Source organism: Sphingobacterium sp. NGMCC 1.201703 (assembly GCF_047784615.1).
Classification (GTDB): Bacteria; Bacteroidota; Bacteroidia; order Sphingobacteriales; family Sphingobacteriaceae; genus Sphingobacterium.
On sequence record NZ_JBLOHD010000013.1, the window covers coordinates 1 to 21,564 of the forward strand.

Here is a 21,564-nt window from a genome sequence, read left to right on the forward strand (position 1 = left end):
CCAGTTATAAGGAACATAACTGAACTCCGTATTTTTTATTTACACACTTAGTGGGACAGTCCCATTTTTATCCAAAACGGAGGCCGTTTTAAAATAAGTATATAAGTTCATTGATTAGCTAAATAGCTATTGTGTTAACTTTATTCTTTCTTATCCAAATAATCATCAGCCAAAAGGTTTGCCAACTCAGTTCTTCGGGCAAATGTCTTTACTACACCTTCCTTCATTAAGGTTTCAATTCTTAATCACGATTCGTGATATTCCTATATATATCCGTCTCCAGTCCCATCTAAATGCGTAAGGCGCACAACCCTGTACGCCTTAGCTGACCTATTCATCTTTTCCGCTTACCCAATTTAGCAAGCAACCTACTCGTTCCAAAACTGACCAAGGTACCCAGAGCCGCTGTCAGCGCGGTCTGCAGTACATCGCCCAGCGAGATACTGGCCCATATCGAGCATACCGTACCACCTATAGCCGAGATACGGATATCATTCAGCTTCATCGGCCCCACTCCTTTCCAGCGCTTCCTTCGAGCCTTTCTCTGTTACGTCGTCAGCCTCTGGCGGTGGCTCCTCCCGATCCAATACTGTCTCCACAATCCCAAGGCCCAAGGCCACGTATTTTAATACATTCCCGACTTTACCCGGCAGTTTAACAGGCGCCGCCAGCACCAGCTGCAGCACCTGTCCTATTTTGTTAAAGATTTTTTTCATTGTTCTTTCATTTTTATTTTTTGTCCTAATTTCCAACAAGAGCCATCATCACTGAACCTCCACATCCACTAATCCCTGCAGCATGAGCGCAACAACGATGGAATACAATTTTTTGTAGGCTACACCTGAAGCCAACAGACGATAATCGCCATCCTCCAATACATATTGGGATCCTACAAGTACACAACCAGCGGTCTGTTTATAGCTATTTCCCTTGTGGAAGTAGACGTAGCTAAAGTTTGGAATATCAAGTATTTCAAGCATGCCACGATGTAGCTTTGGGTAGTCGTCGTAATAGTGGCCATTCATCCCGCCCTCACGATTAAAACCTAAGGAATAACGTCCTGCTGGGATAGCCGTCTCGCCTCTTATTTTTACTGGCCGTGGAATATTTTCGAGACCATAGCAGACGAATGTGTTGTTGACAAAGATTTCAGACACCGTGCTATGTACTCCCTGTTTGATACGTTTTACGTTTACAACTGATTTCATACTATCTTTTTATTTTATAAAAGACCGAGGTATTGACTCCTGGAATACAGCTTTTCTTCACGGTCATGCAAGAACAGGTAGAGGTGCACTGGCTTTGCATGCAGGATGGATGGCAAATCGATTGCCATTTGGGTATCCTGCCGGAGAACCTGCTGTTCATTGATGGCTGCATGCGCGCTGGTGATATCATAAGCACAGAGGATGACTTGATCATCCCATTGGCTATACTCCTTGATATTTGATTCGGAGGCATCCCAGGTCAACTGGATTTTATTGACTGTCCGCGTGCAGTTATTCACCGCCAGCGGAGACAACATGCCATTGCTGATCTTAGCAAGCGAGGGCTCTATCCTAAAGTCCGGGAATTCACCTTTGATCACATTGGTCAGCGTATGCGACATGGCGCGACCAAAAGCCGCCTGCACCGAACACTTATTATTGCCGTAACCTTTCAGGATCAGCGGGTAAAGCGGATTTAAAAATCTGCGCGCCAACCTAAAACGCTCCTGTACTGCCTGCCGACGTGTCGGATCTTTATCCTGCTTTCTAAACTCAGAAATCACGCGCATATCTTTTATCGTTATGTATTCAAAATCAGGAGGAGTGCCTAACCCCTCCTGTTCAATTAATCCCCTAGTGGTTAGGCCAGATCCAGTTCGCCCAGATAACTACTCTTGGACACTTTGGTTGCTTTGCGGTCCGTGAAGAAGATCCAGACATGCCCTTTGCCGCCTAGCAGGTGTGACGGAATCTCGATGTCGATGGTACCATCGGCACGCGTCGGCGGTGTTGGTGCCGTCATAAACTCATCCTTTTCAGGCTGGTAGATCAGGATGATGACCTGATCATCGGCCTTGGTCTTGTAAAGGCTGTTGAGCGTGGTATCCCAGTCGACAGAAAGTATTCCTCCCGCTACGGTTGCAGCCATGGCCCCACCGTTCAGGTATGAGCCTGTACTGATGTCGATTTTACTATAATCCAATGCGAAGTTTGGATAAACACCGGTTATTGCCTGTGCGATATTGAGCCGCATCGCTACATTGGTCGGAGCCATCGTTTCCGTTTTGGAGAGCCCAAAGCCGACCTTTAAGATTGGGGTGATCGGCATCAGGAATTTGGAGATTGTCAGGAAACGCTCCTGTTGGATCAGCTGCTCTTCGGACATCCCTTTCGTGCGCTTTTTAGGCAGACCTTTAAGGTAATTGATGGATTTCCATGACGAGGCTATCACCGCGCCCACTTTACCACTTGCTTTGCCGATTACACCATTTTTGATTGTTGCCATTTTGTTTGTTTTTAAGTAAGTTAAACTATCATAAAGCATTCATTTATACCGGTATTTATTGCTTTACTTCGACAAACATACTATCTCCCATCCCCCTTTGTCAAGAGCCGAAAGCAGGTCGGCGGAGACTTGTCGGAGGCATCCCGATTTTTGTCGAAGGGCTGTCGGAGAACGGGTAAAAAAAATTAGCCGATAAGTGAAGACTCGGCCCTTGTTCCGGATCAGGTTCCTACCTGCTTCGGATGAGCAATAGATCATAGACAGACTGCGATCAGACCTTGACCAGTATCTGAGCAGGGAAAGCTTGGTCAACTACTGGTCTGCATGGCCCCTATCATCGGTCAGTCCCGCAGGCATTCCGAAGCAGGTCCGCTTACCATCCGAAGCTAAGGCATCTGCCTAGGCCACCGTTTATATTCACTGATGTAGAGCTGTACCACGTCTTTTTTTAGAAACAGATCCGCATTGCCCTCCTTGTAGGCAGCTTTTAGAAATCCTTTCGCGATACGCCGTTCGATGGTACGCACACTTTTGCTGAGATAAGATGCGACTTCGGTGATTGTCATCGTACCCATGATCTTGTTGAGTTCAGAATAGTGCTGATCCTGCAGGAGCTCAAGGACCCGGTCAAGTTTTTGATGATATAGATCAGTATCAACCGGCGCCGTTGGACGCTGGTTAAAAGAATAAACAAATCGAATATTTGGGAAATTAACTGTCGTAGAGGCAAAGCGGTAGCTGGATCCTTGGCATGAAGGATGACCATTAGAAAAAAACATACATTGGTCTTTAGGAGGCGACATACCGCCGAAATCCCAAATGGGCGTGCTATATTTTAGCGTCACCCATTTCAGTAAGTCTGGTTTATAATCGGGACATTTTTCAGTCTATTACCACATAAGCATCCCAAACCTCGTGTGGCAAGTGTTCCTTATTTTTCCAAAAATCGCCTACATAATCTTTCATCCGAGGGCCTATGCTCCCGATTTTTACAATTTCGTTATCTTGTATATTTGCATACATGGCCAGTTTTGTTTGTGCTTGCAGCTCCACCAATTGTCCATTTTTTGGGTAAGAAAGGTTGACGTGTAGTAGATTGACCGAAATAGTCTTACTGATCTTGGGGAAATAATGCCGCAAATTATGTTTTTTGAGGTATTCAATAATGCCATTGGCCCGCACCTCCGATCCATCAGTCAATATGACAAAAGCCTCACCTTTGGCATGAGAGCGGATAAATACGATGGCGTGCAGCTTAAAGTGCCCACGTTCATTGCGTTGTGCGGCTGCCGTAATCGACCGCTTATGATAAAATAAGAAATAAGCCAATTCCAGTGGTGCATTAGCTGTATCGACAATCACAAATCGCTCACTGTCGGCCGAAGGCTGCTGCATATTTTGTTCGAGCCGCATGAATATATTGGTCAGCTCTGCTTTTACAAAATCTTTGGTGTCACGTGCATAGAAATCGATGACAGTATTGATCCCTTGCATCCAGTGTAATTGTGGGTCTGCATGATCAGTGTGTAGCACAAGTGCCTTGGCACTATCTGCCTTTCTCCTACGCTTGTCCGCAAGCCGTTCAAACCAAAAGGCATATACGATAGACATAAAGATAAATAACATATAATGCCTTGATAGATGTAGGGAAAATACCTTCTTGTGATCAAATTCAAAATAAAGGCCTATCGTGAAGGCAATAAAAATGGTTAGACCAAAAGATAAAGGACCAAAGAAATAAAGAATTTTCCACCAGTTACGTTTCCATGTATATTGTGCGTTTCGATCACGGTAACGGCCATTTTTTTCGATCTTGTAAAAAAGTATTGCCAAAAAGACCATCAAGGCGACTGTGAGGAAATAGCGTATTCCAAATTTCTCATCAAAGATGGACCCATTTATCCAAAAGTATTCCTTGATCGAAATCCTATTGTACAAAAAAGGAAAAATGATTATAAAAACATAGATGAGCCAATTAAGGCTTAGATGCGCAATGAACAGCGCAATTTTCTCTTTCAATAACTTCATAAATGTTACTTTTCGTCAAATTCTAATCGGTTAAGCAAGTTAAATCTAATTAATTTGTAATTATCCTCCTCAATTTCTATATTATTTTTACAATTTTCTTAATTATTAAGCTGATGTTATTTTTTAATGACAATCGATAAAGCGATGCTAACGTATCTATTTTTTTACCTTAGCCCAAAAACTGCGTTTTAAACGCATAAATACCCTTCCTTAGCCCTTTTGAGCTGAAATAGTGCTGTTTAAACATAATTAATTAGTCAATTTTGAACTATCAAAACGAAAAATAATTATGTTTAAACAACCCTTTACCCAAACTGGCGTCGATAATGCACAGGCGACATTCATGACGTTAACAGCTCTAGAACAATCCGCTGTGATCAATCTGATCAGAACAGATTTTGATGCCTGGATGAATCAATGGTTTGCCTTGACCATGAGGCAACAACAGCAGATTGAGACGATGGATCCAGATTTCAAGCTGAAAATTGCAATCGCAATAGCCAACACCTATCAAGCGGGCTACATCGTCAATTTTACGAAGGAAGATCCAGGAGAAGATATTCCTGATCGCAAGGAAACCCAAGTATTTGGTCTTGAAGACTGGCAGGACCTGAACGATAGCGCTAATGGAAAAACTTTACGGATACCGCTTATGATTAAGATCAGTTACGATACATAGTTACAGGTAGCTCAAGGTATGAAGCAGTTCCGATAACCCTGCTTCTTCCTTTACCTTCCAAAATCGCCAATATTTAGCTTAATCACCTTATTATGAAAAAGAATACACATTTTAGACTAAGCCAGCGCTTCCAAAAAGTCGATGACATGCCTCCGGATTTTATTCCATATTTAAAGCTTGCGGCTGTACCTCCAATAGCCTATCGCAGTAACGTCGGCTATATACTTCACCAGCAGTTTGACGGTCTTGTGGGCTTTATCAACTGTCTGGATTTTGACCTTAAGGCTACGGAGCGAATCCCTATCGAGATTAAAGGAAACGATATGCATATGCTCTATCTCCCAGAGGGCGAACAAGGTATTGTCCTTTCGGATAAGAAAACACATGTCGGTCAAGCCATTGCTCCACAACGGGGACGTTTTTTTTATCTGCCCGAAGGAGATTATGAGCTGTGGGTACCATCCGGCCGGCATTTTGTATTTAACTTTTATTTTCGCGGATCAATATTCCGTGATGGTAATGAGAAGCCATTTCCTTATTTATATGACTTGATTGCCGACTTTCGGAATGGATCCGATCAAAGTAGCAGCAGTATAGACTTTAAAGTTGGCAATCGCACGTGCTTACTGATCAAAACCATTTTAAGCAATCTTAAAAGAGGCGACCTCGACAGTGAGGTCAATATCCTTTGGGGTATAAAGAAACTGATCAAGCTTTCGAAGGAAAAGATCTTTGAGGAATACGACAAAATTTCTGAATCGCATTTAAAATCCAAAGAAGCCTACGCATCCATTAAACAAGCTGTAGCTGAGTATGGGCAGGGTTTCAAACTAAGTGACATTGCCGTGCAGCTCAATATCAGTAAGGACTATCTGCATCTTCTTATCCACAGCTATTATGGCCTAAGTCCCCAGGAGCTGAAAATAGAATTTATGCTGGATCTCGCCAAGCGGTATATTGCTGATGGTATGAATACCGATGCAGTGGCCTATGAAATGGGCTACTCCGCCCCCAGCAGTTTTGTCCGCTTTTTTAAAAAGAAAACGGGCATGACCACAACGGAATTTTTTAAGCGTAATAACCAATAATTATTTATAAATCTTTATTATTAAATTAGCAATTGTAACCTACAATCATGAAAGAATTAATTCAAAGAGCCTTGGGATTTGCTAAAGCTCTCAGAAAATTTTTTGAAACGGAACCACTTGACGAGAAACCAGGTATTTCGACCGAAGTCTGTAGTCAATATAACTCCCTAATGGATGGCCCTATGCTTAATATTATTGAAATAGCAACGTCCCATTTTCCGGAAAATTATCAGCTTGATGAAGATCTACTCAAGGCAGCCAAAGAGGTTCGTTACATTTATAAACCACGGCATATGCTTTATTACCTTTTGTCCAATGCGAAAAAGGTAGATTCACCACGGCAGCCATTACCTGTTAAAAAGAGCTATAGCTATATGATATGGCAGATCTTTAATCCATCAGAAGTGAATATCTCGGCAACCCTCCCCAAACACCCTAGTTTAATAGAAATTCGTGAAGAAACGTTAGAATTGTCGGCCGCCAAAGCCGACATATTAATCTTGAGCAGTGGCGGAGAATATTTTGAAGTAAACCATCTACTTTCCAAGATTGATCTAACACATAAGTATGTAATTATCTGTTCCGCTTTTGACGAAGACGACATACGCGATCATATACTTTATCGGATTGATCGCAAAATTTATCCAGATTTTAGTAGCGAAAAGGAATGTCTGTCATTCATCGATGAGATTATCCAGGAAGCAACCACAATTCCCCTGAAAACTTAGCCCTATCATCCCCTTACCAAGGGGATTTTTTATTGCTACACCCTATCATTATTTCAAACCTGTATATACCCGACTCCAGATTCGGTCAAGTCCACCTGCTTTTTACTGGCGAACTTTGGTATAAGTTAACGACGAAAATTTAGCGGGATAAAAACGAAGAAATAATAAAAGTCCAGTGGGCAGGCCGCGCTAAGGATGCGCCGCTGCCAACAGACAAATGGATCAGGTAAAACAAAGTTGTATGAACAGAATGCACCATATATTGAACATGATGACAGCCCTTTTCCGCTGGATCGGGAAGCTGTATTCGTCCCTGAGGACGCAGGTGCATCTGCTGTTTATGCCCAAGGGTTTGGTCCGCAGACTGGTTAAAGACAAGCTTCAGCTGGACACTTTGCCGCATCGGATTGCCTTCGCCCAGAAGAGAGTTGTACAGCGAACGTTGCACAACCGTAAAGGGGCACTGTTCACGGAAATCCCGGATGGCCCTCAGGGGTCATCTGGGAACAGGCAGGCAGCGCATCGGGATGCAAAGCCAGCCAGCGAGGTCTGCTAAAAGACATCCCACAACATAAAATTAATCAAAGTTTTTTGAGGCAACCTTTTTTTGCTATTATAAAAAAGACCACAACCATGATTTCAAAAAAGATCATTAAAAGAAGTCTAATTACCGTTGGATCGGCATTGACTTTAGTACTAGGTATCGCATTCGCGGTGAATGCAATGGAAAAGAAGATTAGTATTATCGAGGAGCAACCTGCTACTCAAACGTACTATTATCAACTAAATAGTACAACTCCTGCGGATGTTAATAACCGCAATAATTATGCATTAACCAAACCTGGTAATGGACAGGTGGAATGCGGTGACGGGATATATATCTGTGAAATTCAAGATACTCCACACCCATCCGACGCTACAAAACCGGCCATGTCATTGGGTAATGTGACCGATAATCCTGATGATTACGAAGCAGCCGAAAGACCGGCATTTTCAAATTAATGGGATAGTTTTTAAGGAGGGACAGCTCGGCTGCCCCTCCTTTTAGTTTTATCTTGGGTTTTGGGGCATGTCTGTCAGTTCAATGATTTCAGCAGGTAATGGTAACGCATATCTGTTATCGTTTCTCTTAAGCGAAAACTCGCTGTCACCTAACTTGCGAGCAGGAATAATCACCCCATCATCAATCTTATTTAAACGTTTGATATCTCCCCATCTAGAATCCCGCATGATGAATTCCTTTCGTCTCTCATCCAAAACTAGTTTTAAGGCGCTCTCTTGCGACATTGACGCAAGCGGCGGGCTATAAGTCTCATCATAACGATGACGTTGGAAAATTTCAAGAAATCGCAGTCCTTCCTCTATTTTATTCAGCCGTATTAGTCCTTCCGACAGATTGAGGTAGGCATCCGCTACTGTAAGTCCCATAAAAAGCCCTCGGGAGCCGACGTAAGATCCCTTGAAATTATAAGACCCATCATTATTTCTTTCGAAAAACAGCTTCTTTCTAAGATCATGTGTGTCATATGAAGAATATAATAATGTATCAATTTTACAATAGGACTTTCCAAGCATGTTATAAATTCCTCCTCCGGCCACTATATAAACGATTTCGTCATCAAAACCAAAAAACGGATATCTGGCCTCCTGCGAATACTCTTTATAATCTTTAAGTTTGCCATCGATTTCAAGTGCTTTCTGTGCATACAGAACTGATTGATCAAATTCAGTTCGTGCCTGATAAATCCATGAAAGTAACACATAAGCTGATATCCTTGACGGCAAGTGAATATTATCTGATTTCAATGGCAATAAACCTTCCGCTTCATGAAGATCCTTTAGTATCTGTTGATAACATGCCTCTACTGTTCCCCTTTCGGAAGGTATGTTAAAATCATCACTCAGCCTTAAAGGAATGCCAAGATCAGTTTTAGAAGCTTCTATATCATACGCTTTAGAAAAGAGGGAAAGCAGCTTATAGTGACCAAATGCCCTAAAGAACAATGTCTTTCCCCTAAGCTCCTTTGCACGCCCCTCTATTTTCTTTTCAGAAGCAATCTTATCCAATTTGGCTAATACATGGTTGCTGTAATATATGCTCTTATAATAATCCAGCCAAGGATTGAGGTAAAACTGGTAGAAGATTTCTTCTCCCCATGTATATAACTGTCTTTCATGCTGATCAAATGCTTCCCAGCTAGATTTGTCAAGGTAATAATTATCAGCAGAAGCCTCGCCAAGTCCCATGCTATAATAATTCATGACCTTGGTATTGTTCAATAGCGCATCAAGGTCTTCGAGGCTATTGGCTTCTTTTAGACTGGCATCAGGTTTTTCATCCAAGAAATTTTTACATGAAATCTGAAGAATGATCAATAGATATAAAAAATAGTTGAACGTTTTCATTTTTACTAATTATAAGTCAAATTAATGCCTAGAGAAATCTGTTTCTTAGGCCTGAATTGTGAAAGGTAATCGGGATCAATTCCTTTATTGTTCTTTCTCCAAATAATTCCCAGATTAGCTGCATTGCAGAATAGCCTTCCGGAAACAGTTTTATTGATCCTGAATTTATATCCTACAGAAAGATTCTGTAAACGTATATGGCTTGCATCTTCAACCAAAACAGAAGAACTTTGATAGAAAGAGCTGCGCTCGGTATCAACAGGGTAAATAAAAGAAGGTATATCTGTTTTGTTTTCGTCACCGCTCAATTTCCATCTTCGGTCAAAATCCCCACTACCATCACCTAATCCCCCCATGGCAACCAATTCATTATATCCTACTGGAGTCCGCCTAAATACGTGTCCTAATTTATATAGGAAACTTGCGGAGACATCAACGTTTCCGAAAGACATACCGGGGTTAAAATAACCCGAATAGCGCGGAACTACAGTACCTTTGTATTCGAGTACAGATTTATCCTGCAATTTGATGTTTGGATAATCGATCGAAGGCTGACCATCCAGTTCCCCGACAGGATTTCCGTTGGCGTCTAGCCCATTCCACTTATATGCGAGAATAGAATATACCGGATAGCCTACCTGTCCCGTTACTGAAGTACCATAACTTAGAAATTCATAAGCATAATTGCCCTCATAATAATAATCGGTGACTTTATCGGTATTGAAATTGATCATAAACTGGGGCGTAAAGAAAACACGATTTCCAAGCGGGATATTTCCATTAAGTTTCAGGTCAAAACCATGGCCTTTCATTGCGGCAATATTCCGAAGTACGCCCTTGTTTGGTATAGCCGTATAATCCACGGGATACCTGCCAAAAAGGTCAGTTCCCCATTTTTTGTAATAGTCCAGAGAACCATTGATCTTACCCGACATAAATGAAAAATCAATTCCAGTATTCCATATCGTATTTTTCTCCCACCTTAGATCAGGGTTGCTGTACTGGGAAATAATAGCCTGCGGCAAGTTGGTATAACGGTCAGGGTTTGTGTAGCGAATAGTTGTAATGGCTGAGCGCGATTGATCCACATTTCCACTGATACCATATGATCCGCGTAAGCTCAGCGCATCTATCCATGCTATATTAAAGAAATGCTCTTCCGAAAGATTCCATTTGTAGCCGATAGACCAGAGCGGTTGCCATCTTTCATTCGTTTTTACACCGAATAGATTTGAAGCATCCCGCCTAACACTCCCTGTCAGTACATACCTACCGTTATAAGAAACCGATGCATTTGCATATTGAGATCTCGAACGATTTATTTTAAGGTGCTTATCATCTAAATATGGAACATAAATGGCCGATTTATCAATAAAGTGAGTGTATGGGTTCCGGTAATCTACTTTTGAAACAGTATACGTGTCGGGATCAAATCCATAGAATCTGTATTGTACACTCTCGGCATTTGCCTGTCTCCACTCCGTTCCTAGTAAAGTTGTAAACAAGAAACCACGCCACCTCTTTTCATAGTTAACACCAAATCTCACATTATGCGTCGTTTGTATCTGATCAGACTGATCCAAAATACCGCCGTTAGGAATTGCCGATGTTACGGTTCGTTTGGCATAGTCTACCGTAGCATAGGAATTGATCAGATTTCTGACCATATAACTATCCTCATCATAACGTTGCTTATCCCGGCTGGATACAAACTGAAAACCATAGTTCCCCTGCAGATTCAGCCCCTTCAATAGTTTGATATCAGCTGTCACATTTGCCAGTACCATATTTGATGCGAGTATAGAATGCTTTTTTTTGTATTCTATCAGCGGGTATTCGAACCAGTCATTTAAGAGCCCTTGCCCTACAGTGTCAAGATATCCTACCCTATTTTTAGCTTGTCTAATTGGATTGCCATCGTTGTCTGCAAGCATGAGGTATGGTCTACCGTTTGATGGACTATAAGCAGTTCTTCCTTCTTGAAATTTATTGTCTACATATTGAAGATCAGTTGAAAGCCTGATCTTTGGATGCAGTTCAATCTCAATAAACGTCCTTATTAAATTCTTCTTCAGCTTTTCATCCAGTGTGCCGGTATTGTTGTCCATTCGCGCAGAAAATTGGTAACGCAAGTTCCTGCCACCACCTTCAATACTTAAGTTCTGATATTGGTTGACAGCCGTTCGGTACATATACTTACTGTAATCGTCCCTGACATCAAGTTTCCGATAGTTCGCTATAGCCTCCTCATGATCCTTTCGATCTCCTATCCCATCTCTAATGGCTATTAAATGCTCTACTACAGGCGAAAGATAAGGCATGTTGAAGGAATTTTGATTATCATAACGCCCTTTTTCAAACAGGAAGCTTTCAAGATCTACAACACCCGAAGAAGAAATCCGATTTAAGGAATAAAGGTTCGGTTTATTCTGAACCTGGACACCGCTTGCTATTGTGACCCGATTCGGGGAATTGTATTTCCCTTTTTTCGTCGTGATTACTATAACCCCATTACCTGCACGAGTACCCCAAATAGCCGATGCAGCAGCATCTTTTAATATTGTGATGTCTTCGATGTCTTCGGGATTGATCCAGTTCGGATCACCTTCGTAGGGGAAATTATCGAGCACGATGAGGGGAAGATTTGTATTATTGATACTGCTCAATCCACGGATGGTCATCGCCCGTTTGCTGTCGCCTGTCTTATCGAATAGGATCGGTGAATTGCCTTCTAACTTCTGAAATATATTGCTGCCGTATACATCCCTGCTTCGTTGGAGATCAATTTTATCGACTGCGCCAGAGGATATACGCTGATTTATTTTCTGATATCCTGTATTAATTGTAACTGTTTCGAGCATATTATCTTTGCTGGCCAAAGTGACAGACTTGTCTTTAAGCAGCTGACTCAATGCAATCGTAACAGTTTTGTATCTGACATGCGTAAAGGTCAAGCTATCCATATTAAACTTGTTCAAAAGAAAATATCCTTCATGGTCAGTTTTTGCGACAAAATCTCGTCCTTTGACATTTACCTCTTCCAGCGGATTAAAGCTATCCACGTCGGTGATCTTTATCTTTATTACCTGAGCCTGGCCGTTCACCGTCTTGATAAAAATGAAAAGCAAGAATATTAAGTAAGTCGTTTTCATAAGCTTCTCCTTTCTGTTACCTCTATGATTGATTGTTTAGCGCGCTGATTTTTGATTTTTAGCCCATATTTAGACAATATGTTCTGTAAATATTCCTCATCCCTTATTCTACGGAGATCTATAGAAATCCTGTCCTGTTTATCGATTAAATCACTGGATAAATAGATTGGAACCCTTCGCATATCCTTTTGCTGGTAATTCAGCGACTTCAACAGTTCTTCAATCGTCACATTATCGGCTGGCGCGTGTAACTTTTTATTTCCTGTTGGATATATCAGTTTGGTTTCAACTTCTTTGTCAACGACTGCAAGGTCATATCCATTTGTATTGAGCAGTGCGATCAATGCATTCCACTTTAATTCCTTTTTTGGGATGTTCAATGGGGCGATAGATTCTAAGCCAGCACCATATTTGGTTAACCATACAGTGTAAGGAAATTTTTGTTGATCTTCGAAGCCGAAGTAGTCGAATTGATCTTCATTACTTATCTTTAAAAAGATCCGGTTATGCCAATAAACATCAAGGAGCTTATACATTGCAAACAATAGACTATGATTTGTCAGGTAGAGCCTTTGTGTGCTATCAGTCCTTTTATAAGATCCAAACGCTGAAAGTCCACTTATAGGCCCCATTATAACCGTCCTAGATTTTATAGCATCCTTAATTCTACTGTTTTTTTGGTCCAGGATGAATTTGGTTTTATCAAAATTAAGGATATCGCTCTTTGCAAGATATTCTTCATATTTACCCCCTTTCAATTTTTGGACATTTTCAGGTAACAATATTTCAGAGTGGGCAATAGTCAAAACTTTCCCCTGTTGGATGACTACGACATGCGGAATTATCCTATATGGAAAATAAGCGCTTAGCACTGTATCGCCAATTATTGTTGGAAAGTTAAGCTTAAATCTTTCGTTGAACTTGGTGACATCTTCCTTGTCCTGATAAGTGACACCGAGGAATGCTATATCTGCATCAGCATACGCATCTGTTTTAACATACTTTTGTATTGATCCAATACAGGCACCACACCATGTAGCCCAGAAGTCCAAAATGATCAGTTTTCTATTTTTGAGTTCATTAAGAGTTACTGTATTCCTATTGGATCTGTCGTACATAGAATTTAAGGCTGTAGTCCAAAATTCATCCGGTACTGTATCCCCAATTTTCAGTGGTTTGATTATTTTCAGCCCATCAGCCCCGCTGTCCTTGCGGGGCGTCTGAGCCGATAAACTAAACATAGAAACTAGATTGAACAAGATTACTAAGATTGTAATCTGTATAACTGGAATATTGACCACCTTATCCAATAAGGCAATTAATGAATTTGATCTTTTCATCATCTGCTTATTGCTAAAAGATTGTGGTATTCGTTGATCGAATGATTGGACAGGAAGTCTGTAATAGTTTTTAATGGATCATATCCATTATAATATGTTTCGAGAAATGCTATTTCCAATGGTCGCATTTTAATTGATTTTTGGCTCATTTTTGAGGCATTAAAATGATTGGCACCTATTGGGGAAACTGGGCATTGCAAAAAAATAAAGCAATACCCATCCTATCCCACGCGCGCGTACGCGCTTAGGCTCATAAATTAGTTTATAAAAATGTTCCGATTAAGTTGTCTAATAATTGGTTACACAGCAGATGATATAGATACACGGACAAGCTTCGGATTTGGTCATAACGACCTTTACTCCTAATAATTTAAGGAGGAATTGAAATATTTGAATGTTTGTTTTTAAAAATCATAACTCGCTATTGGTTAACGAGTCTTGAGGCATACATTAGCTCTGATAGATAAAGGGCTACATGCTGTGGCCACAAATTAAGTTTCTGACGCCTAACGTAACACAGACTAACAGTAGCCCCATATCTATCTTATTAAGCAAATATAATAAAAGCTTTTATATAAGAATAGACATGGGTATCCATAACTACTGCCTTGCGTTACGGCGTCAGAAAATGTAGCCGCAAGACTCTTTGTTTTAAATACCTAAGTTCCTTCCGAAAGCATGTGCTTTCTTCCTAAACCAAAGATAAGAAACAAATTGCAAAAAAAGAATTAAATGTCACTTTTTGTAATTCGATAGTGAGCCATATTTGGCTTATGAACACTATAAATAGAAAAGTAATTACTGAAAATATCCTAAAGCTAATTGACAGTAATGGCATTGAAGATATTGATTTTGCAAATCTTATTGAGAAATCAACTAGAACCCTATCTAGGATAAGGAAAGGACAGTCATTATTTGACATAGATGCAATTAATGTGGCAAGCTCATTTTTTGACAAATCGTTAATAGAACTTAATAAACAACACATGGTGATTGAAGCTGATTCTCGTAATAAGTTAAAACACATCCATAAGAATAATGCTGCGTATTCTAGCTTGTTAGAAAAACGACCAAGCATCACTTATGCGATAACCTATCACCTATTGAATAACAAAGAGTTTTGTTCAACAGGTATGATAGTCGATAAAATCAAAAAGCTTTTTGAATCTTTGGGATGGAATTATTCTAGCTCATATATATCTAGTTCTATGAGGAGGAACAGTAAATACATTGCTGTCGCTGGTACTGCGATAGTTGATGGCAATGAAGTAAATGTCTATAAATCTAAATAATTTTAGTCTTTTTGAAGGATTTCATTACCTCATAACGATGGGTTATGCTTTCTCGAAGTAAACTATATGATAAAGAAAAAGGTTCCTAGCATTATCCAATTGAGAGATAAGTTAAATGTTAATCATGTACAAACGAGAATTTTGCTAAGATGGGATTTTTGCGTGTAAAAGTCACCGATTGCGTTAGCAACGATTATCCCGGCTTTGTAAGAGCTGAATTTAAGGGTGTCGAAGGAAATGTGCACATCATCGAAGAAAAAGTCCCTGTTTTAACCGGTCAATATTGGGATGAAAACACAACCTACCCTTTTTGGACACTTGTTCCTAGGCAAATATTAGAACGTCGTATTGAGATCTCAACTACCAAAATGGGAAAAGAAATAAAAAGAAAGATCATTAAAATATCTCTTGAAAAACCGTGGGGTATTTATGATATCAATGATGAGACTGTTTTTGAGGTCTTTGATGCAGATGTTGTGGAGTGAGGAATCGAATCCACCCTCTCTTGAACAACCCTTCTGTTTTCATAGCTCTATAAACGAGCTCTATCTTATAATACTGAACAAAGACTATGTCAAATAAGAACATTATTTAGTATATTTTTTAAAAATATATTTTCCATGGAATACATCACTGAAAAGAAAAACCAGCATTATTTACCGAAATTTTACTTAAAATATTTTTCAATAAAAAAAAATGAAAAGGAAATAGGAGTTTATAATATAAATAATAAAAAAACTATAAGGCATGCTCCTTTAAAAAATCAAGCCTCAAAAAAATTTTACTATGGAAAGGACGGGAAGATTGAAGATTATTTCTCAAAAATCGAGGGTGATTTTGCCAAAGTTTTAAAGAATATTCAACAAACACATACGCTACCAAAAAGATATTCAGATGACCGATCTAAATATGCTGATGATTATTCAACTTTGCTTCTTTTTGTAAGCTGTACTTTTTCTAGAAATCCAACAGTAATTGAAGGCATAACTAAAATGATCAATAAATCATTCGAACTACTTTTTTCCCCTGATGATTATGAAAAATATGAAATACCAGAAATGGAAAAAGAAGAAAGCCTTCATTTAAATCTTAAAAATTTGTTTGACCTATGTCGTTTGATGCTGGACCTAGAGGTAAAATTGATATTAAATAATACACAAATGCCCTTCATAGCATCAGATTTTCCTATTGCATTGTATAACTCATACCTAGAGAGAATGAAATGGCCTTTTGGGAAAACCGGATTTGGGGCAAAAGGACTTCAAATTTTTATCCCCATATCTCCGACGTTATTAATATGTATTTTCGACCCTCAGATATACAAAGTGGGTACAAGAAAGGCAAATAAAATTATACTAAGTAATGAAAAAGATGTTATACAATTTAATGCCCTCCAGTATTTGAACTGTATTCAAAATTTATATTTTGATGAAAATTTAAACGACCATATGTTAAGTAAAATCATAAACTATTCATCAAAGTTTAAAAGAGCAAACGAGATTAATAATGAAAAATGCAGGATTATTGACTCTAAAAATGATGATGAAAGATTAGTCAAATTGGGAACCACAGATTTATGCATAAGATTAGAAATTGATGGTATCAAATATCTTAGCGGAGTATTAAGTTTAAAATTAGATTTGACCAAAATAATTTGTATGCGAGAGATACAGGAATACCAATACTTTGAAAAAATAAGAGACAAAAAATCAGCACCTTATGTAATTCAACCGAGAAATATCAAATAGCCTAAAACAGCACAAACAATTTTTCGAGAGGAGGCTTAATATCTACTCTTTGGAAAATATTAATAACCAGTTGGGAATTCCGGAGTAATTGAGACTGTAATGTAAACTGTGTCAATGGAATAATTCTATAGCATTATTTATATTCCATTATTCAAACGACACGGTCATGAAAGAAATGACCCACACACATCCGTTACAGCTTTAAACGTATATTTGTTCTGATTCGACGAGAAAGTTTCACCGGCAATCTTAAGGTTACATGCAAAGCGGCCACGAAGAAGTCATAGTGTTGTCCATCGATTAGACCGACCGCACACTACTTTCCCTTGTTTTGCAACTCTACAACAAATAAAAAATCAAAAAAGTAAATGTAAATAATATTAGCTTTTTTGTAATTTAGCTATTGATAAAAGGAATAATTGCAAATAATTAGACTTTATTTTATCAATCATCATAGCCATATAGTTATTCGAAATGAAACAAAACTTTAATGCCCAAGAATTACTAAAATATTTAAAAAAAGGAGAGCTAATCCGAAATGGATTAGAGATGGATGATGTTGCGTTGGAAATTGATAAACTTGAGGAAAAAATATTAGATGAAAGTTTTGAATTCGATATAAAAACTAATGGCGAGTACTATTTTATCGAGGATATATCACAAAAACTACTTGTTAGAAAACTAAATGACAACATAAAAAGAATTTATAAAGATGAGCAAGCAAACCGTAAGTTTATTATCCACCAAGTAAAGACTTTGTTGAATGAAACTGCACCATTTTGGGTTATAAAGACTGATATAAAAGCGTTCTACGAAAGCATTGATAGAGATAGAATCTTAAAAAAACTGAAAAATGATGCAATGCTTTCATATTACTCCGTATTTCTTTTAAAAAAGATGTTTGAACATTCAAAAATAAATTCTAATACAGGAGTTCCAAGAGGTTTAAATATTAGTTCTACTCTGTCGGAGATATATATGAGAAATTTTGACAAGTCAATACAGAGGCATAAAGATGTTTATTATTATGCAAGATTTGTAGATGACATAATAATTTTCCTGAATAGTAAACAAGGTGCAATTAACTTATTTAACTCTTTGGATGAGATTATTTCTGATTTAAAATTGGGTTTAAAAATCAATACAGACAAAACTGAATTAATCGAAAGCTCAAAATTTAAAATCCTGAAAAAAGGATATAATAAAAGACCTATACATAATAATATTGAATATTTAGGTTATAAGTTTTATTTAGATAATAAGGAAAACAAACTACAAATAAGTATTGCTGATAAAAAAATTCAAAAGATTAAAACTAGAATTATCAAATCATATCTTGATTATATTAATAACAATGATTTTGAACTTTTAGAGAAGCGAATTAAATTTCTAACAGGTAATTATGGAATTAGTAAAACAAATGACGGTAGTATTTTAAAAGCAGGAATATATTTCAATTATACACATGTGAACAATTTAAGTATATTGAAGGAATTAAATATTTTTCACAAAAAATTAATTTACTGTAAGAAAGGAAGTATAGGTGTTAAACTAGCTCCAAAGTTATCCACTTCAAACAGAGATATTTTAAAAAAGCATTGCTTTATCGCTGGATACGAGAATAAAACATACAATTCTTTTAGTTTTGTGGAAATGGGTCAAATAATAAAATGTTGGTAAAATGGGGAAAATTAAAATAAATAAAGAGGACAAATCTCGGATAATTCTAACTGAGCTTTTACCATATGAAGTACCAATGTTATTTTCCAATGAGGGGCTATATAGTATTCTAAAAAATGGGGAGCTCGAATATTTTGAGAATAAAATTCGTGGTTCTAAATATAAGGACTGGAATGAACAGTTTACTTTGCCCTTTAATTATGACATTAAAAAGAATATAATCGGAGATACTCGAACTTTAAGTGTAATTCACCCTTTTACGCAAAAAAGGTTTATAAGTCTTTTCGAGAATTATGATTCTCTAATGCTACATTTATGTTCAAAAAGTCCCTTTTCATTAAGAAAAATTAATAAGATTGCCAAATTCTACTTTTCTCCAAACTTCGTGTTTGAAGAAGAAAACATAATTAATCCTGATAAAGAAGTTGAACCGGAAGTTTTGGATTCAGAATCTCAATACATAAAATCATACTATACTTATAAACCAATAGATTTAATTTATAAGTTTTATGAAAGAAACGAATTTCAACGTTTAGAACAACGTTATAATTTCTTCATGGAATTTGATATTAGTAAATGTTTCTATCATATTTATACGCATTCTGTCACTTGGGCCGTAAAAGATAAAGAATCAGCTAAAATTAATAGTTCTAAAAGTACATTTGAGAATACCTTCGATAAATTAATGCAACATTCTAACTATAATGAAACCAATGGTATTGTTGTAGGTCCTGAAATTTCTAGAATATTTGCTGAAATAATTCTGCAGCAGATAGATTTAAATGTTTTGGCTAAGCTTGACAAACATAATTTAAAGTTTGGAATTGATTATGACGTAAGAAGGTATGTTGATGATTATTTTGTTTTTTCAAATAATTCAGAAACCCTCGATATTGTCAAAAAGACTTTTCAAAAAGAATTACAATTTTATAAGTTATATTTAAATCCAAATAAAGGAGATGTTAAGGTATCTCCGTTTTTATCTGATATTGCTGTTGGGAAACTTGAAATAAAAGAATATTTGATTGAGTTTTATGCTAACCTATTTGAAGAAAATATAATTGATAACAATACCGTTAGACAGATAAAACAAGTTAATAAGCCTTATGTTTTATCACAAACTTTTATAAAGAAATTCCAGACGATTGTAAAAAGAAACAATCTAACATATGATTCTTTAAGTAAAGATGTTGTTAGATTTTTTAAATCAAAACTTGTTGAATTATTAAAAGACGATATCAAGTTGTATAGTATTGAGAGAAGTGAAAATTTTTTCTTAATGTTACTTGATATCATTTTATACTGTTATTCTGTCAATATCAATACAAATACAACCTTTAGGGTAGCTCAGGTAATAGTATTATTGGTGAAATATTTGGAAAAGAAAAATAAGTTAGATGTTAAACACTCTGTTTATTCGAAGATTTATAGGGATAGCGAGTTTATTTTAACTAATTTTCACAGAAAACAAGTTAAAAATGAAACAAGTATCGAAACAATAAACCTATTGATTGCTATTAAAAAGCTGGGAAGTGAATATCAGTTTAGCCCTGAGAAAATTTCAGATTATTTTAATTTGCAAGATGATAAATTGAATAACTTAAATTATTTTCACTTTACTACTTTGATATACTATTTTAAAAATGAGCCTGAGTTTGTGTCATTAAAAAAGAAAATAATCGATGAGATTATTAAAAGATTCACTCAAGAAAATGTATTTTTAAAATCTGAATTCACATTATTATTCTTTGACACAATCAACTGTCCATATATAGATGAAAAGGATAAAAGAGAAATAATGAAAAGATCAAAATATGTCCTGCTTTCAGCAAGTAATGCAGAAATTAAAGCCGAGATTGATAAAATTGAAGCACAGAAAAAGTGGTTTATGAATTGGAAACAGGATATAGATTTAGAAAGAGTTTTAAAGAAAAAGGAATGGACTTCTAGCTACTAGAGATTCATTCTGGTTATTGTTGAACAAGGGCGACTTTACTTCATTTTTTATTATGGTTTACTAGAATGAAGTATAATAACACAAGAGAACTTTGGTTGTAATTACTGTTTATAATCGCGAATAAAAAACAGTAATGATGACAGAGGTTGAATTGAAGGTTGTTGTTTAGAGTAATTTAGATTACAGCCACACACGAAAGCTTGGAATACTTTAACACGTTTTGGAAATATCTTCGAAAGGTAGTTTTCTATCTTAATAATATATTTACAAAATGCGGGCTGGGAGTTTACTTCCAGCCTTCTTTATTAAATTGCATATAAAGCCTTCCCTTTTTTTAAATACTGAATAAATATTAAAATACGCTTTCGGAAACTAATGATTCTTCAACGTATAACCATGGATTGGTAGACTTACCTGTTTTTAATTCAATTTTGAGGGGTCAGCTTGTTCAAGTATATCCAGTTAATTGAAATCCCAAGTAAACTCCTGAATACTGTTAGAGGGCGACTCATATTGGGTTGCTTTATGATAAAAACCATTTTAAAAATCACAGTAAATAATAATTTGAACCTTCTTTTCTCATTTAATATGCAAGATTGAATATTCCGACAAAAGTACACCACAGGTTCCGGACGAAAGTACACCAGATTTAGTGACCAATAACCCAAGCTATTTTACAGCTGGATTGTATTAACTTTTCAAACTTAATGATTTTTTTTCTTTCTCAAAGACTTGCCCTGTAGCGAGAGTCTGTGTGCGGAAGCTGTCAATCTGTCCATTATCGCATCCGCAAGTGTTGGCTCATCAATAAAGTTGTACCATGCTTCAATCGGTAGCTGAGAAGTTATGACAACAGAACTATTTCCATACCTGTCTTCCAATATATCTAGCAGTGCAAGCCGAGTGTCGGTGTAAGTAGCCCATTTTTCCGACAGCTGAGATTGGACTTTTCTAATTTACGTTACTAATTGAT

General features: G+C 37.3%; 21 protein-coding genes. 10 read left to right on the forward strand and 11 right to left on the reverse strand.

All coding sequences use genetic code 11. The features are described from left to right. Positions 1 to 334: 334 nt before the first annotated feature. The 7 genes from ACK8HY_RS22875 to ACK8HY_RS22905 form a co-directional block, all read right to left on the reverse strand. Positions 335 to 505 carry a hypothetical protein gene (locus ACK8HY_RS22875; RefSeq protein ID WP_416134959.1) on the reverse strand — a complete coding sequence of 57 codons (171 nt, stop codon included), beginning with the start codon at positions 503 to 505 and terminating at the stop codon, positions 335 to 337. Further along, the gene (locus ACK8HY_RS22880) at positions 492 to 752 is read right to left on the reverse strand and encodes a hypothetical protein (protein ID WP_147430341.1); all 261 of its coding nucleotides are present in this window, start codon (positions 750 to 752) and stop codon (positions 492 to 494) included. Before ACK8HY_RS22880 ends, ACK8HY_RS22875 begins: the two co-directional genes overlap by 14 nt. A gap of 12 nt (positions 753 to 764) precedes the next feature. Continuing rightward, complete coding sequence (locus ACK8HY_RS22885) at positions 765 to 1,208, reverse strand: DUF5675 family protein (RefSeq protein WP_416134960.1); 444 nt, start codon at positions 1,206 to 1,208, stop codon at positions 765 to 767. Between the two features lie 14 nt (positions 1,209 to 1,222). Continuing rightward, on the reverse strand, positions 1,223 to 1,777 hold the full coding sequence (locus ACK8HY_RS22890) for a DUF6266 family protein (RefSeq protein WP_416134961.1): 555 nt from the start codon (positions 1,775 to 1,777) through the stop codon (positions 1,223 to 1,225). 71 nt (positions 1,778 to 1,848) lie between these two features. Beyond that, on the reverse strand, positions 1,849 to 2,532 hold the full coding sequence (locus ACK8HY_RS22895) for a DUF6266 family protein (protein WP_416134962.1): 684 nt from the start codon (positions 2,530 to 2,532) through the stop codon (positions 1,849 to 1,851). A gap of 347 nt (positions 2,533 to 2,879) precedes the next feature. Then, complete coding sequence (locus ACK8HY_RS22900; RefSeq protein WP_416134963.1) at positions 2,880 to 3,272, reverse strand: helix-turn-helix domain-containing protein; 393 nt, start codon at positions 3,270 to 3,272, stop codon at positions 2,880 to 2,882. Positions 3,273 to 3,375: 103 nt separating this feature from the next. Continuing rightward, the gene (locus tag ACK8HY_RS22905) at positions 3,376 to 4,521 is read right to left on the reverse strand and encodes a hypothetical protein (RefSeq protein ID WP_416134964.1); all 1,146 of its coding nucleotides are present in this window, start codon (positions 4,519 to 4,521) and stop codon (positions 3,376 to 3,378) included. A 289-nt stretch (positions 4,522 to 4,810) separates the two neighbouring features. On the opposite strand from ACK8HY_RS22905, the gene ACK8HY_RS22910 reads away from it, so the two are divergent. From ACK8HY_RS22910 to ACK8HY_RS22930, 5 genes are all read left to right on the forward strand, one after another. Further along, positions 4,811 to 5,200: a hypothetical protein gene (locus ACK8HY_RS22910; protein ID WP_416134965.1), complete on the forward strand. Its 390-nt coding sequence runs from the start codon at positions 4,811 to 4,813 to the stop codon at positions 5,198 to 5,200. A 92-nt stretch (positions 5,201 to 5,292) separates the two neighbouring features. Further along, positions 5,293 to 6,288 (forward strand): helix-turn-helix domain-containing protein, encoded by a 996-nt coding sequence (locus ACK8HY_RS22915; protein WP_416134966.1) that lies wholly within the window; start codon positions 5,293 to 5,295, stop codon positions 6,286 to 6,288. Positions 6,289 to 6,335: 47 nt separating this feature from the next. Continuing rightward, on the forward strand, positions 6,336 to 7,016 hold the full coding sequence (locus tag ACK8HY_RS22920) for a hypothetical protein (RefSeq protein WP_416134967.1): 681 nt from the start codon (positions 6,336 to 6,338) through the stop codon (positions 7,014 to 7,016). A 195-nt stretch (positions 7,017 to 7,211) separates the two neighbouring features. Continuing rightward, the gene (locus tag ACK8HY_RS22925; protein ID WP_416134968.1) at positions 7,212 to 7,388 is read left to right on the forward strand and encodes a hypothetical protein; all 177 of its coding nucleotides are present in this window, start codon (positions 7,212 to 7,214) and stop codon (positions 7,386 to 7,388) included. Between the two features lie 261 nt (positions 7,389 to 7,649). Then, positions 7,650 to 8,018, forward strand: a complete 369-nt coding sequence (locus tag ACK8HY_RS22930; protein ID WP_416134969.1) for a hypothetical protein — start codon at positions 7,650 to 7,652, stop codon at positions 8,016 to 8,018. A 48-nt stretch (positions 8,019 to 8,066) separates the two neighbouring features. Here the strand turns inward: ACK8HY_RS22930 and ACK8HY_RS22935 are convergent, their stop codons facing one another. Genes ACK8HY_RS22935 through ACK8HY_RS22945 form a run of 3 tightly spaced genes read right to left on the reverse strand, consistent with a single transcriptional unit; the run spans position 8,067 to position 13,917 of the window. Beyond that, positions 8,067 to 9,422: a RagB/SusD family nutrient uptake outer membrane protein gene (locus ACK8HY_RS22935; RefSeq protein WP_416134970.1), complete on the reverse strand. Its 1,356-nt coding sequence runs from the start codon at positions 9,420 to 9,422 to the stop codon at positions 8,067 to 8,069. 5 nt (positions 9,423 to 9,427) lie between these two features. Beyond that, positions 9,428 to 12,574 (reverse strand): SusC/RagA family TonB-linked outer membrane protein, encoded by a 3,147-nt coding sequence (locus tag ACK8HY_RS22940; protein WP_416134971.1) that lies wholly within the window; start codon positions 12,572 to 12,574, stop codon positions 9,428 to 9,430. Next, positions 12,571 to 13,917, reverse strand: coding sequence for a peroxiredoxin family protein (locus ACK8HY_RS22945; protein WP_416134972.1), 1,347 nt, complete (start codon positions 13,915 to 13,917; stop codon positions 12,571 to 12,573). The genes ACK8HY_RS22940 and ACK8HY_RS22945 overlap by 4 nt, the downstream gene beginning before the upstream one ends. 770 nt (positions 13,918 to 14,687) lie before the next feature. On the opposite strand from ACK8HY_RS22945, the gene ACK8HY_RS22950 reads away from it, so the two are divergent. From ACK8HY_RS22950 to drt3b, 5 genes are all read left to right on the forward strand, one after another. After that, entirely contained in the window at positions 14,688 to 15,206 is a 519-nt protein-coding gene (locus tag ACK8HY_RS22950) for a hypothetical protein (protein ID WP_416134973.1), read from the forward strand. Positions 15,207 to 15,355: 149 nt separating this feature from the next. Continuing rightward, positions 15,356 to 15,691, forward strand: a complete 336-nt coding sequence (locus ACK8HY_RS22955) for a hypothetical protein (RefSeq protein ID WP_416134974.1) — start codon at positions 15,356 to 15,358, stop codon at positions 15,689 to 15,691. 135 nt (positions 15,692 to 15,826) lie between these two features. After that, on the forward strand, positions 15,827 to 16,954 hold the full coding sequence (locus tag ACK8HY_RS22960) for a DUF4238 domain-containing protein (protein ID WP_416134975.1): 1,128 nt from the start codon (positions 15,827 to 15,829) through the stop codon (positions 16,952 to 16,954). Between the two features lie 474 nt (positions 16,955 to 17,428). Next, the gene (drt3a, locus tag ACK8HY_RS22965; RefSeq protein WP_416134976.1) at positions 17,429 to 18,634 is read left to right on the forward strand and encodes an antiviral reverse transcriptase Drt3a; all 1,206 of its coding nucleotides are present in this window, start codon (positions 17,429 to 17,431) and stop codon (positions 18,632 to 18,634) included. A gap of 1 nt (position 18,635) precedes the next feature. Next, positions 18,636 to 20,591, forward strand: a complete 1,956-nt coding sequence (gene drt3b, locus ACK8HY_RS22970) for an antiviral reverse transcriptase Drt3b (RefSeq protein WP_416134977.1) — start codon at positions 18,636 to 18,638, stop codon at positions 20,589 to 20,591. 704 nt (positions 20,592 to 21,295) lie between these two features. Here the strand turns inward: drt3b and ACK8HY_RS22975 are convergent. After that, a complete protein-coding gene (locus ACK8HY_RS22975) occupies positions 21,296 to 21,547 on the reverse strand; it encodes an ATP-binding protein (protein ID WP_416134978.1) in 252 nt (83 codons plus the stop codon). Positions 21,548 to 21,564 lie beyond the last annotated feature (17 nt).